We start from the raw sequence: 12,768 nt of genomic DNA, 5'->3' as shown, positions 1-12,768 counted from the left end.
ACGCCTTCACCTCCGAGGAATGTGCCAACTACCTCAAAAATTCAGGCTATCGAACTTAATGCCATCACGCTTTAGCCGAGACCGCCGATGTCGGCGACCAGCACCGAACCCGTCACCGATTCCGTGATGTAAAGACGGTCGCGGTTGGCGCCGCCGATCGCGACGTTGGTGCAGCTCGGCCCGGCGCAGGACTTGATCCGCGCGATGCACTCGCCGTTCGGCGCAAACACGAAGACATGACCGAGCGAGGCGTGCGCGACGAACAACCGACCGGCGGCGTCCATCGTCATGCCGTCGGGTCCGCTTGGGCCGAACAGCGAGCAGAAGCGGCCGACCTTGGAGACGCTGCCGTCCTTCATGAACGGCGCACGCCAGACCGCATTGTCGCGCGTCATGGCGACGAACAGCACCGCCTCGTGCGGATCGAGCACCAGACCGTTCGGGCTGATGCCGGTGTCGATCAGGCAGTCGAGCGCTCCATTCACCCGCAGCCGATAGACGCGGCCGGTCGGATCGTGCAGCCCGGTCTGGCCCTGATCGGTGAAATAGATGTCGCCGTTCGAGGCGATGTGCAGGTCGTTGCAGCCGCGGAACGATTCCGAATTGCGCGAGCGCAGCAGGGGCGTGACCTCGCCGGACCTGGCATCGAGCTCCATCAGGCCGTGCCGATAGTCGGCGATCAGGATGCGGCCCATCGCATCGATCTTCAGCCCGTTCGGCCAGCCGTCATATTCGGCAACCTGCGACCATGACTTGTCAGGCGCGATCCTGAAGATGCGACCGAACGGGATGTCGACGATGTAGAGATTGCCATCGGAATCGAACGACGGTCCCTCGATGAAGCAATCGGTCACCGCGCCCGGGCGGTTGGCGTCGGCCCATTCGCTCGCCATCCTGCGGCGGAATTCGGCCGGCACGGCGGAGAAGATTTTGGTCGGGATCAGGTTCGGCGGCGTTTCCAGGAACATCATTGTTGGTTCACCCGTTGGCGGAGCGGGCGAACCATAGATGCTTGCGTACGTCATTGCGAGCGCCGCGAAGCAATCCACCTATCCGCCTGAGCGATGGCCGGACGGAAGGGCTCTTGCAGCGACGGGGAAGGTTTCAGTCTGTCACCGCCTGCTATTCGGCCGGCTGCGCCGAGCCATAGGCTTCCGAGATCATGTAGCCGGACAGCGTGCCGTAGGCCGCGGTCCATGCGGCCGCGACGTCAGGCGTCCAGGCTTCGCCGAGCCCCTTCTCCAGCGTCCACAACAACGCGCCGCCGACCACCGGATAATGCTCGGGCTTGGCGCCATAGCCGACATGCCGCTTCGCCAGCGCACTCGCGGCCGGCAGGATCGTATCAAGATTGCTCAGCCCGTTCACGACGACGGCAAGCGTCGTCATCAATTTCTTGCGCTGCTCCTTCATGTCGGCCGGAAACATCGCCTGCACGGCGGGCGCGACTTCGAACAAGCGATCGTAGAAAATCACCGCGGCCTGCTCCGAGATCGGCACGACCTTGCCAAAGCTGTCCTGAACCAGCTTGATTTGGGCCGGATTCATCTCGACTCTCCCTGGTTCTGGAATGACCTGCAAAATGCGAGCATTGGTAGCCGCATCCGGCGTTTCGGTTCAAAGCGGAAAAGCGCTCGCCGTCGACGTGATCATCACGCCGCCTCGACGAAGCTGTGACGCTCATAGAGGAATTCGAGCACGCGCTGCCGGCACTTCAGGTAGCCCGCGTTGGTCGCAAGCTCGAGCCGCTTGCGCGGGCGCGCCAACGGCACCTCGAGCACCTCGCCGATCCGCGCGCTCGGACCGTTGGTCATCATGACGATGCGGTCCGACAGCAGCACCGCCTCGTCGACGTCGTGGGTGATCATCAGGATGGTGTTGCCGAGCTTCTGGTGCAGCGCCATCACCGAATCCTGCAGATGCGCCCGGGTCAGCGCGTCGAGTGCGCCGAACGGCTCGTCGAGCAGCAGCACCTTCGGCTCCATCGCGAGCGCACGCGCGATGCCGACGCGCTGCTTCATGCCGCCCGAGATCTCGCTCGGCCGCTTGTCCTTGGCATGCGCCATCTGCACGAGGCTGAGATTGTGCATCACCCAGGCGTCGCGCTCGGCCCTGCTCTTGGTCCTCGCAAACACCTTGTCGACGCCGAGCTTGACGTTCTCGTAGACGGTGAGCCACGGCAGCAGGCTGTGGTTCTGGAACACCACGGCCCGATCCGGTCCCGGCGAATTGACCTCGCGGTTCTCCAGCAGCACACCGCCATTGGTGGCGCCGGTGAGGCCGGCGACTATGTTGAGCAGGGTCGACTTGCCGCAACCGGAATGGCCGATGATCGAGACGTATTCGCCCTTCTCGATCGTCAGGTTGATGTCCTTCAACACCTCCGTGGTGGCGTTGCCGCGGGTGAAGGTCTTGTCGATGTGATCGAGCTTCAGATAGGCCTGCATGACTTTCTCCTCAGTTCGCCGCCGTGCCGCGGGTCACGATCTTGCCCAGCCCCGCGATCAGGCGGTCGAGCACGAAGCCGATGATGCCGACATAGAACAGCGCCAGGATGATTTCGCTGATATGCGAGGAATTCCACGCATCCCAGATGAAGAATCCGATGCCGACGCCGCCGATCAGCATTTCCGCGGCGACGATCGCGAGCCAGGACAGGCCGATGCCGATGCGCAGGCCGGTGAACATGTAGGGCGCAGCCGCCGGGATCATGATCTTGGTGAAGAACTCCAGCGGATTGAGCTGCACGACGGCCGCGACGTTGCGGTAGTCCTGCGGGATGTTGCGGATGCCGACCGCGGTGTTGATAATGATCGGCCACACCGAGGTGATGAAGATCACGAAGATCGCCGAGGGCTGGCCGTCGCGGAATGCGGCCAGCGACAGCGGCAGCCACGCCAGCGGCGGAATCGTGCGCAGCACCTGGAACAGCGGATCGAGCCCGCGCATCGCCCAGACCGATTGTCCGACCAGCGTGCCGAGCGCGATGCCCGCGATCGCCGCGAGCGAATAGCCGTAGGCGACGCGCTGCAGGCTGGCGGAGAGGTGCCAGAACAGGCCCTTGTCGATGCCGCCATTGTCGAAGAACGGATCGAGGATCAGCTCCTTGGTGTCCTTGAACACCTTTGACGGCGGCGGCAGGCTGGAGCCGGCGCGCCGGCAGATCAGCTCCCACACCACCAGCAGCAGCGCGACCACGATCAGCGGCGGCACCACACGCGCCGCGGTCTCCTTCGCCATCCTGGCGTAGGCCTCGGCGCGCGGCGCGCGCTTCGGCGTTATGGTCACGACCGGCGCCGCGGCAGTGGCCGGCGGGATCGCCATCGCCGACACTTCGGTCTTCATGGCAGGCATCGACATTGAACGAAAATCTCCGTGGTCAAAAAGGGAGAGCCGCACTGCTCGCGCGGCTCGCTCAAATCAGACGTCAACACGCTTGATGGACAACGACTTCAGGTACGCGGCGGGGTCGGCGGGATCGAACACCTTGCCGTCGAAGAAGGTTTCCTTGCCGCGCGAGGTCGAGGCCGGAATGTCCGACACGCCAAGCTCCTTGGCGGCCTCCTTCCAGAGATCCTCGCGGTTCACCTTGGCGATCAGCGCCTTGGTGTCGAAACCCGCCTCGTACTTGCCCCAGCGAATGTCCTCGGTCAGGAACCAGAGGTCGTGGCTCTGATACGGATAGGAGGCGTTGTCGCTCCAGAACCGCATCTGCTGCGGCGAATTCTCGACCACGCGGCCGGTGCCGTAGTCGAACTTGCCCTTCATGCGGTCGGTGATGTCCTCGACCGGGCAGTTGATCCACTGCCGCTTGGCGCAGATCGCCGCGGTCTCCTCGCGGTTCTCTGCCTTCTCGCACCACTGCTGGGCTTCCATCACCGCCATCAGCAGCGCCTTCGCGGCCTTCGGATTCTTGTCGACCCAGGCAGCGCGCAGGCCGAACGATTTCTCCGGATGCTTGTCCCAGAGCTCGCCGGTCGTGATCGCGGTATAGCCGATGTCCTGATGGATCAACTGCAGATTCCACGGCTCGCAGACGCAGAAGCAGTCCATCGTGCCGACCTTCATGTTGGCCACCATCTGCGGCGGCGGCACCACGATGGTCTCGATGTCCTTGTCGGGATCGATGCCGCCGGCGGCGAGCCAGTAGCGGATCCAGAGATCGTGCGTGCCACCGGGGAAAGTCATCGCGGCCTTCACCGCCTTGCCGGAAGCCTTCTTCTTCTCCAGCGCCGCCTTGAACGGCGCGGTGTCGATGCCGACCTTGAGATCGGCATATTCCTTGGCGACCGAGATACACTGGCCGTTCAGGTTGAGCCGCGCCATGATGTACATCGGCGTCGGCTGATTGTTCTGCGTCACCTTGCCGGCCGAGATCAGATACGGCATCGGGGTCAGGATATGCGCGCCGTCGATGCCGTTGCCCTCGGAGCCGAGCACGAGATTGTCGCGCGTGGTGCCCCACGAGGCCTGCTTCTGCACCTCGACATCGGGCATGCCGTATTTGGCGAAGATGCCCTTCTCCTTGGCGACGAACAGCGGCGAGGCATCGGTCAGCGCGATGAAGCCGAGCTTGGCGCCCTTCACTTCCGGACCCGCGCCCTGCGCGAATGCACCAGCGGGAAAGTTCAGCTTGGCCGCGGCAAGCAGCGCGGCGGCGCCGCTGGTTGCCTTCAGAAGCTGACGGCGGCTGAGGCCGCGGCCAGAAGGCTGGTTGGTTTGCTTGGTCATCGGTCGTCCTTTGCTGCGTCGTTGCGTTGCGGTGTTGCGTCAGTGCGTCGAGCGCCGTCCTTCGAATGGCGACGCGCGCAGGGCGCAAAAAGGCGTGCACCGGGAAGCCCCGGTCTGGCGGCGTCAGAAATCCGATGGGGTAGCCTCGAGGGACGGCTTCAATGGCGTCGGCTAATGATTATTCAAGCCTCGTGCCAATCTACCGCAGTGCAAAATTGGGTTTCGTTGCAAAGCCTTGCGCAACATGTCGCAGCGCGCGTGGATTTTCCGCGCGCTGCCAAAACTTGCGATTCGCCCAATCCTTGTGCGGCGCACAAGAATTGAGCAGAAGTGTTCAGAAACGGATCAGGCGTCTTCGGAGACCTTGGTGCCGAGCGGCGCGGGCGCCATTCCGCCATCGGGCTTCACGTGGAATTCGTAGGTCATCAGGCTCCACGGCCCATCGGAGCGCTGGCCATCGGGCATCACGGGATCGGTGCGGCGCTCGACCTTGGCGATCAATTCATCCTTCACGCCAAACACGACGTCGGAATCGATGTATTTGTCGCCTTCGACGAAGACATGCGTGATCAGCGGCTCGTAGCCCTTAGCGTTGACCAGGAAGTGCACATGCGCCGGTCGCATCGGGTGACGGTTGGTCTGCGTGATCATCTGCCCGACCGGGCCGTCGGTCGGGATCGGATAGCTGCACGGCACGATGGTGCGGAAGAAGAAGCGGCCGTCGGCATCGGTGATGAAGCGCGCCCGCGACGACGGACCTTCGGTGGCGTAGCTCGGCTTCTGCGAGTCGTAGAATCCGTCGTCATCCGCGTGCCAGATATCGACCGGCACATTGGCCAGCGGCTTGCCGTCGAGGTCGGTGACGCGGCTCTGCACGAACATGCGCTCGCCGGGCAGGCTTGCCGAGATGTCGGTGCCGTGCGGCGTCACCTTGTGCTCGCCGACATAGAACGGGCCGAGCACCGTGGTCTCAGTCGCGCCGTCGCGATCGCGATGGTTGACCGCATCGACCAGCATCGACACGCCGAGCACGTCGGACAGCAGGATGAACTCCTGGCGGATGTCGGTGCACTTCTGCCCGGTGCGGGTCAGGAAGCCGATCGCGTGGTCCCATTCCTCGAAGGTGAGATCGGTCCTGCGCACATAATCGTGCAGCGACTTCACCAATTCCTGCAGAAGGAACTTGGCCCGCGGATCGGGTGTCTGGTCGAAGCTGCGGATGACGGCGGCGGTGAGCTCGGTTTCGTTGAACTGGGTCATCTCGGCGTTTCCCTTGACGTGTTCCTTGGCGTCTACCTTGGCCCCTCGGGGGCGCGATTGCAGGGGCGACCGTACACCACCAGCTCAATGCCGGTAAGCCGCAGCGGATTGGTGCAGCAGACACTTTTCGGCTATCAAGGCTGCCTTGCAAGCCGGAGAAACGCCTGATGCTAGCCCCCACGCCTGCCTCGCCCGAATCCGCGGGAATGTCGACCACTGCCCTCACCCGCCTCGAAGCGCATCTGAAGAGCCGCTACATCGATGCCGGCCGTTTTCCCGGCACGCAGGTCCTGATCTATCGTCGCGGCAAGATCGTGCATTCCACGGTCCAGGGCTTTGCCGATCTCGAGCGCAAGGTGCCGGTCAAGGACGACACCATCTTCCGCATCTATTCGATGACCAAGCCGATCACGTCGGTCGCCTTCATGATGCTGGTCGAGGAAGGCAAGGTCGCGCTCGACGAGCCGGTCGCAAAGTATATTCCGGAATGGAAGAACCTCGGCGTATTCGTCGCCGGCACCGCGCCCGCCTTCCTGACCCGCCCACCGACGCGGCCGATGCAGATCGTCGACCTCTTGCGCCACACCTCGGGCCTCACTTACGGCTTCCAGCAGCGCTCCAATGTCGACGCGGCCTATCGCGAGAAGAAGATCGGCGAGGTCATCAAGGCCGGCACGCTCGACGGCATGATCGAGGACCTGGCGAAGATCCCGCTGGAGTTCTCGCCGGGCGAAGCCTGGAACTACTCGGTCTCGACCGACGTGCTCGGCTATCTCGTCGGCAAGATCTCAGGGGTGCCGTTCGAGCAATTCCTGAAGGAGCGCATCTTCAAGCCGCTCGGCATGAACGACACCGATTTCTTCGTGCCGGCCGACAAGGCGCATCGGTTTGCCGCCTGCTATTCCGCCGATCCGCAGGGCGGCTTCAACCCGCTCGCCGCCGAGCGCAAGGGCACGCTGACGCTGCAGGACGATCCGACCACCAGCTCGTTCCTGGCGCCGCCTTCGCTGATCTCGGGCGGCGGCGGACTGTGCTCGACCGCGGCCGACTACCTGACCTTCTGCCGGGCGCTGCTCAATGGCGGCGAGCTCGGCGGCGTCAGGCTGCTCGGCCCGAAGACGCTGAAGCTGATGACCTCGAACCATCTGCCTGGAGGCGTCGACCTGCCGGCGATGTCGCGCTCGATGTTCGCCGAAGCCGCCTATAACGGCATCGGCTTCGGCCTCGGCTTCGCCGTCACCATGCACCCGGCGCAGACCCTGATCGCCGGCAGCCCGGGCGAATTCAACTGGGGCGGCGCCGCGACGACGTCGTTCTTCATCGACCCGGCCGAGGAATTGATCACGATCTTCATGACCCAGGTGCTGCCGTCGAGCGCCTATCCGCTGCGGCGCGAGCTGCGCACGATGGTCTACGCCGCGATCACCGAGAGCAATCTCTGACATGACGTCATTCCGCGGCGCATACTCCTCGTTCGAGCATGATCCTTTCGGAAAACCGCTTCACACTTTTCCGGATCATGCTTTGGGCGCCGCGGAACTTTTCCGATAACCAACTGTTTCCTTTGGCGGACTTTTCCCGCTTCCCCTAAGCTCACAGCGAATGGGCACCGACTTGGGGACATCGTGCCGAAACTGACATTGCCAGTCCGTCTCGCGCTTCTGGTCGCGGGAACGATGTTGCCGCTGATCATTTTCGCGGTCGGGATCGTCTTCCACAATTATCAGCGGGATCGCCAGGCGGCCACGCAACGCGTGCTGGAGACGGCGCGCAGCATCCGCCTGCTGCTCGATGCGGAAATGCAGCGCATGACCGGCGGGCTGCAGGTGCTGGCGCTGACCAACTCGCTGCGCAACAGCGACTTCGACAACTTCCGCCGCGTCGCGGTCGGCTTCATCGACCAGTACGGCAAGGATGGCGTGGTGCTGGTGGCGGACCGCGCCGGACGCCAGGTGTTCTCCTCGCTGACGCCGGACACCGCGAGCCTGCCGCCACGCAACAATCTCGAGATCCTCGAGAAGGTGTTCACGACGCGGCAGCCGCAATACTCCAACCTGTTCTTCGGCGCGGTGAAGCAGCGGCTGATCATCACGGTCGAGGTGCCGGTGATGCGCGACGGCGAGGTACTTTACGACATCTCCTTCAGCCCGCCGATCGAGGTGTTCCAGGCCATCATCGAGAAGCAGCGCCTCAACCAGGACTGGACCATCTCGATCTTCGACAGCGACGGCGTCAACCTGGCGCGCGTGCCGAATCCGCAGGCGACCATCGGCCAGCGCGCCTCGCCATCGCTGTTTGCCGAGATGTTTCGCCAGAGCGAGGCGACGCTGCCGACCGTCTCGCTGGAAGGTGTGGCGCTGATCACGGGCTTCACCCGATCGCGCCTCACCGGCTGGACCGTCGCCGCGGGGATCGCGGAGAACTCGCTGGTGGCGCCGCTGTGGCGCTCGCTGGCGATCACCAGCGTGATCGGCGGCGTCCTGCTGCTGGTCGGGCTCGGCTTTGCGGTGCGGATGGCAACCACGATCGCGCGCGGCGAGATGCTGCACGACCTTCTGATCGAGGAGCTCAACCACCGCGTCAAGAACACGCTGGCGATCCTGCAATCGATCGCCACGCAGACCTTCCGCAGCGCAAGCCGCACCGAGCGCGACAAGTTCGAGGGGCGGCTCGGCGCGCTGGCGGAGGCGCATAATCTGCTCTCTACCGACAAATGGCAGGGCTCCGACTTCCAGGACGTGGTCAGCCGCGTGCTGCGGCCCTATCTGCTGAACAACACCGCCGAGCGGGTCAGGATGTTCGGACCCCGCGTGCCGCTGTCGCCCCGGCTTGCTTTGGTGCTGTCGATGATCCTGCATGAGATGGCGACCAACGCCGCCAAATATGGCGCGCTGTCCAACGACACCGGCACGGTGACGCTGGACTGGGAGATACTCAACGAGAGCTCCGGACCGAAGCTGCGGATGATCTGGACCGAGACCGGCGGCCCACAGGTCACCGCGCCGGTCCAGCGCGGCTTCGGCTCCCGCCTGATCGAGCGCAGCGCCCGCGACCAGCTCGGCGGCGAGGCCACCGTGGATTTCCTGCCCCACGGCGTCGTCTACACCGTGACCAGCGCCCTCGAAATCGACGGCTGACTGGGCAGGAGTGGCCGATCCTGCGACATCTTGGCACGCAAGTTGCTAAGATTGGCGGGTTCGGCGCCAGAACCAGGGGGAAGTCATGTCGACCATCGCAGCGGAAGCGACAGTTGCACGCAAGCCGCTTTACACATCACTGTTCGTGCAGGTGCTTGTCGCGCTGCTGCTCGGTATCGTCATCGGCATGGCTGCGCCCGATTTCGCGATCGGGTTGAAGATCTTCAGCGATGCCTTCCTGAAGCTGATCTCGATGATCGTGGCGCCGATCGTGTTCTGCGTCGTCGTGCACGGCATTGCGGGTGCCGGCGACCTCAAGAAGGTCGGCCGGGTCGGCGTCAAGGCGCTGGTTTATTTCGAGGCGATGACGACGGTCGCGCTCGTGGTCGGCCTGCTGCTCGCCTATCTGTTCGGCCCCGGCCACGGCATGAACATCGACACCTCGACGCTGGATGCCAAGGCGCTCGGCAACTATGCCAGCAACGCGCAGAAGCTGAAGGGCGAAGGCATCGGCAGCTTCCTGCTCAACATCATCCCGACCACCTCGTTCGACGCGCTGTCGCGCAACGACGTGCTGCAGGTGTTGTTCTTCGCCATCATCTTCGGCGTCAGCCTGGCGCTGGTCGGCGGCGAGAAGGGCGAGAAGATCTCCTCCTTCATCGACGCGGTCTCGACCGTGCTGTTCCGCGCCATGGGCCTGATCGTGCGCTTCGCTCCGATCGGCGTGCTCGGCGCCGTCGCCTATACGGTCGGCAAATACGGAGTCGGTTCGCTGAAGCAGCTGCTATCGCTGGTGGCGCTGTTCTACGTGTCGGTCGCGATCTTCGTGCTCGGCGTGCTCGGCGCCGTGATGGCGCTCGCCGGCATCAACATCCTCAAGTTCCTCGGCTACCTGCGCGAGGAGCTGATGATCGTGGTCGCCACGGCATCATCCGACGCGGTGCTGCCGCAGGTGATGCGCAAGCTGGAGCGTTTCGGCGTCAAGGATTCGGTGGTCGGCCTCGTGATCCCGACCGGCTATTCCTTCAACCTCGATGCCTTCTCGATCTACCTGACGCTTGCGGTCGTCTTCATCGCGCAGGCGACCAACACGCCGCTGTCGTTCGGCGACCTGATGCTGGTGCTCGGCGTATCGCTGATCACCTCGAAGGGTGCGCATGGCGTACCCGGCTCGGCGATCGTCATCCTGGCGGCGACGCTCAACGCCGTGCCGAGCATCCCGGCGATCGGCCTCGTGCTGGTGCTTTCGGTCGACTGGTTCATCGGCATGGCGCGCGCCGTCGGCAATTTGATCGGCAACTGCGTCGCCACCGTCGTGGTCGCGGCATGGGAAGGTGACCTCGACCGCGACAAGGCCCGTCGCGTGCTCGAAGGCGCCGAGGCGGTTGACGTGACTGCGGGCTGAGCCACGCGTCCGAAAGCGAGCAGCGTCCCGCGCGTGGCGCGGGGCGCTGGCTTACTTGACCAGCCTCAAATACGGCGGCAGTTGCCGGGCCGTCGATTGTTCCTGCACGGGCTCGTCCGACGCGATCATGTCACAGAGCGCCTTCAGCTCGGAATCCGTCACCTTATGGAGCTCCATCCGAAGCTCGAGGATGGCAAGGGACAACAGCCGCGCCGTCTCCGTGTTCGCCCGGTCGGTCAGGAACGCCTGACATTCCTCCAGCGTTGCGAGCAACGCCAGCAACCGTTCTTCCGTGTTTGCGACCGGCATTTCTTCAACTCCCGAAGCCGCGAGGTAGAGTCGAGGCCTTCCCCTCTTTCGCTTCATTGGCCCCTCCCGCCAGAGTTCGCCGGCTTGTCGTAGGCACACATTTGTTCCAGATGATTGAGAACTTTTGGGCAATTGTCCAGCAACATTCCGAAAGCCTGACTTGGACTTACGTCAAACTCTTGCAAATCGGATGATTCAGTCAAGCACTCGCCGGCCACTTCTCGACCTCAGGCTGCACTAGCTGGGGTTGCATCCACGCAACGACGCCCGTACAATATGGTGGCCCGTAGAACTACGGGCGCTGTGCGTTGACGCCTATTATGCATGTGCGCAAAATCTGTGTCGATCAAACTCGCGCTAGTTGTGGTTTGGTCAATATTTTGCCAAATGTAGAGGGCGGGGTGTCGACAGACACCTTGGCGCGGTCGACTTCAGGTAGTCGACCGAGTTGGTACTAGGGTGTTTCCAATGCGCTTTTGCGGTTGGATACCATCCCGCGATCTTCCTGGATTTCGTGGTTCCGACGAACTGGCGATCCACTCGAGCTTAACGCGGTACATCATGAACGTGTCCCTGACCCAGCCGGGCCAGGGATTCTCGATTTGAAGGACGGGTCACAAGAATGAACAGATCAGCAGCAAAGAAGATGAAGCAGCGCAGTGCCGGCAAGCCGGACATTGAGTTGGGCAAGCGGATTCGCCTGCGCCGTGTCGAGCAAAAGATCTCGCAGGCCGAACTCGGCGACAAGCTTGGCGTCAGCTTCCAGCAGGTTCAAAAGTACGAGAAGGGCGTCAACCGTGTCGGCGCTGCCCGCCTTCAGCAGATCGCGACGGCGCTGGATGTGCCGGTCACCTTCTTCTACGACGGCGACAACAAGGCCCGCGAAGTCGAGAGCCTGCTGTTCCTCGACAGCGCGTTCAGCCTCCGGTTGCTGCGCGCCTACAGCAAGATCAAGGATCAGACGGTGCAGCGTCAGCTGGTGTCGCTGATGGAATCGATCGCCGCCAACGAAGACTGAGCGCGGATCGGGTCGCGGCGCCGCGAACGCGATCCCACCACACCGCAACGGCCGGTCCGCCGGCCGCTGCGGCCGCACATGCCGGTCGGGCCGAGAAGATGTCGAAGCGCTGCCATCGCCGATGGCAGCGCTTTTTCTTGAGGCGCTTCTGTCTTTCAAGATTTTGTGATCCAGGCGGATAGCTTCAGTCCCCCGCGCCGGATGCGCGGTCATGAAGCGGCGACGAGCATCGCGTCATGATCTCATCGCTCCACGTGAGCATGCGCGCCGCGCTTTTCCAGCTCGCGCTCCGACTTCCCATCTCGCGCAGCGCATGCGCGCAGTGCGTCGCTATTCTGTCGCGCGGCCAATTGTCGCCCGCACATCGGGCGACCTCATAACTCCCGCATTTCCTCAGTTGAACCGGCGCCGCCAGAACCGAGTGCACGAGCCTGTCTTTTTTGTCGCAGCAACGAAGTGGCCCGCATGGACGTTTTCAGGCTTCAACCAAGGAGATCTCGATGAATATCAAGCTTGCCGTTATTGGACTCGCCGCGCTTGGAAGCGCAGCGTTGATGTCCGGCGCGGCATCCGCGATGCCCAACGGGCTTCCGCAAGCCAGTCACATCGCGGGCGAAACGTCCAATGTCGACAAGGTGCGCCAGGTCTGCGATCGCTGGGGCCGCTGCTATTGGCGACCGGGCGCATACGGCTACTACGGACCGCGCCATCACGGATGGCACCATCGTCCGCAATTCCACCATCGCCCGCATCATTACGGGCACCGCCCTCATCACGGCGGACATCACGGCGGTGGGCATCACGGCGGACACCGTCGCTAATCATCAACGAGGGGGCTTCGGCCCCCTCACCTTTTTTGCGCTCAAAGTGCGAAGCGGCTTTCCCGCGCGACAAGCGCAAGGCGCCTT

General features: G+C 63.5%; 12 protein-coding genes. 5 read left to right on the top strand and 7 right to left on the bottom strand.

Features of this window, described 5'->3' with window-relative positions; genetic code table 11:
* Positions 1-71 precede the first annotated feature (71 nt).
* The 6 genes from IF803_RS38700 to IF803_RS38675 all read right to left on the bottom strand — a co-directional run bounded on the left by IF803_RS38700 (position 72) and on the right by IF803_RS38675 (position 5,991).
* Positions 72-971 carry an SMP-30/gluconolactonase/LRE family protein gene (locus IF803_RS38700; protein WP_461195771.1) on the bottom strand — a complete coding sequence of 300 codons (900 nt, stop codon included), beginning with the start codon at positions 969-971 and terminating at the stop codon, positions 72-74.
* Between the two features lie 151 nt (positions 972-1,122).
* On the bottom strand, positions 1,123-1,548 hold the full coding sequence (locus IF803_RS38695; RefSeq protein WP_461195770.1) for a globin family protein: 426 nt from the start codon (positions 1,546-1,548) through the stop codon (positions 1,123-1,125).
* Between the two features lie 104 nt (positions 1,549-1,652).
* Positions 1,653-2,447 (bottom strand): ABC transporter ATP-binding protein, encoded by a 795-nt coding sequence (locus tag IF803_RS38690; protein WP_461195769.1) that lies wholly within the window; start codon positions 2,445-2,447, stop codon positions 1,653-1,655.
* Between the two features lie 10 nt (positions 2,448-2,457).
* The gene (ntrB, locus tag IF803_RS38685) at positions 2,458-3,360 is read right to left on the bottom strand and encodes a nitrate ABC transporter permease (protein ID WP_028338858.1); all 903 of its coding nucleotides are present in this window, start codon (positions 3,358-3,360) and stop codon (positions 2,458-2,460) included.
* A 60-nt stretch (positions 3,361-3,420) separates the two neighbouring features.
* Positions 3,421-4,731, bottom strand: coding sequence for a CmpA/NrtA family ABC transporter substrate-binding protein (locus tag IF803_RS38680; protein ID WP_461195768.1), 1,311 nt, complete (start codon positions 4,729-4,731; stop codon positions 3,421-3,423).
* A 345-nt stretch (positions 4,732-5,076) separates the two neighbouring features.
* Entirely contained in the window at positions 5,077-5,991 is a 915-nt protein-coding gene (locus IF803_RS38675) for an intradiol ring-cleavage dioxygenase (protein WP_461195767.1), read from the bottom strand.
* Between the two features lie 167 nt (positions 5,992-6,158).
* On the opposite strand from IF803_RS38675, the gene IF803_RS38670 reads away from it, so the two are divergent.
* The 3 genes from IF803_RS38670 (at position 6,159) to IF803_RS38660 (ending at position 10,533) form a co-directional block, all read left to right on the top strand.
* Positions 6,159-7,433, top strand: coding sequence for a serine hydrolase domain-containing protein (locus IF803_RS38670; protein ID WP_461195766.1), 1,275 nt, complete (start codon positions 6,159-6,161; stop codon positions 7,431-7,433).
* Between the two features lie 183 nt (positions 7,434-7,616).
* Positions 7,617-9,128: a sensor histidine kinase gene (locus tag IF803_RS38665; RefSeq protein WP_411783213.1), complete on the top strand. Its 1,512-nt coding sequence runs from the start codon at positions 7,617-7,619 to the stop codon at positions 9,126-9,128.
* A gap of 85 nt (positions 9,129-9,213) precedes the next feature.
* Positions 9,214-10,533, top strand: a complete 1,320-nt coding sequence (locus IF803_RS38660; RefSeq protein WP_304499220.1) for a dicarboxylate/amino acid:cation symporter — start codon at positions 9,214-9,216, stop codon at positions 10,531-10,533.
* A gap of 51 nt (positions 10,534-10,584) precedes the next feature.
* On the opposite strand, the gene IF803_RS38655 is transcribed toward IF803_RS38660, so the two are convergent.
* The gene (locus IF803_RS38655; RefSeq protein ID WP_461195765.1) at positions 10,585-10,899 is read right to left on the bottom strand and encodes a hypothetical protein; all 315 of its coding nucleotides are present in this window, start codon (positions 10,897-10,899) and stop codon (positions 10,585-10,587) included.
* A gap of 565 nt (positions 10,900-11,464) precedes the next feature.
* Between IF803_RS38655 and IF803_RS38650 the strand changes: the two genes are divergently transcribed.
* Together IF803_RS38650 and IF803_RS38645 are read left to right on the top strand one after the other, a co-directional pair.
* The gene (locus tag IF803_RS38650) at positions 11,465-11,860 is read left to right on the top strand and encodes a helix-turn-helix domain-containing protein (RefSeq protein ID WP_016844123.1); all 396 of its coding nucleotides are present in this window, start codon (positions 11,465-11,467) and stop codon (positions 11,858-11,860) included.
* Between the two features lie 500 nt (positions 11,861-12,360).
* Positions 12,361-12,681, top strand: a complete 321-nt coding sequence (locus tag IF803_RS38645; protein ID WP_461195764.1) for a hypothetical protein — start codon at positions 12,361-12,363, stop codon at positions 12,679-12,681.
* Positions 12,682-12,768: the final 87 nt, after the last annotated feature.

Source organism: Bradyrhizobium sp. UFLA06-06, from assembly GCF_054820065.1.
The sequence above is the reverse complement of the archived record's forward strand: the minus strand, read 5'-3'. Positions and strand labels throughout refer to the sequence as shown.

What these genes read in the sequence shown, in the direction of transcription:
- IF803_RS38700 (WP_461195771.1), bottom strand. Translation starts at nt 971, where the DNA reads ATGATGTTCCTGGAAACGCCGCCGAACCTGATCCCGACCAAAATCTTC.
- IF803_RS38695 (WP_461195770.1), bottom strand. Translation starts at nt 1,548, where the DNA reads ATGAATCCGGCCCAAATCAAGCTGGTTCAGGACAGCTTTGGCAAGGTC.
- IF803_RS38690 (WP_461195769.1), bottom strand. Translation starts at nt 2,447, where the DNA reads ATGCAGGCCTATCTGAAGCTCGATCACATCGACAAGACCTTCACCCGC.
- ntrB (WP_028338858.1), bottom strand. Translation starts at nt 3,360, where the DNA reads ATGTCGATGCCTGCCATGAAGACCGAAGTGTCGGCGATGGCGATCCCG.
- IF803_RS38680 (WP_461195768.1), bottom strand. Translation starts at nt 4,731, where the DNA reads ATGACCAAGCAAACCAACCAGCCTTCTGGCCGCGGCCTCAGCCGCCGT.
- IF803_RS38675 (WP_461195767.1), bottom strand. Translation starts at nt 5,991, where the DNA reads ATGACCCAGTTCAACGAAACCGAGCTCACCGCCGCCGTCATCCGCAGC.
- IF803_RS38670 (WP_461195766.1), top strand. Translation starts at nt 6,159, where the DNA reads ATGCTAGCCCCCACGCCTGCCTCGCCCGAATCCGCGGGAATGTCGACC.
- IF803_RS38660 (WP_304499220.1), top strand. Translation starts at nt 9,214, where the DNA reads ATGTCGACCATCGCAGCGGAAGCGACAGTTGCACGCAAGCCGCTTTAC.
- IF803_RS38655 (WP_461195765.1), bottom strand. Translation starts at nt 10,899, where the DNA reads ATGAAGCGAAAGAGGGGAAGGCCTCGACTCTACCTCGCGGCTTCGGGA.
- IF803_RS38650 (WP_016844123.1), top strand. Translation starts at nt 11,465, where the DNA reads ATGAACAGATCAGCAGCAAAGAAGATGAAGCAGCGCAGTGCCGGCAAG.
- IF803_RS38645 (WP_461195764.1), top strand. Translation starts at nt 12,361, where the DNA reads ATGAATATCAAGCTTGCCGTTATTGGACTCGCCGCGCTTGGAAGCGCA.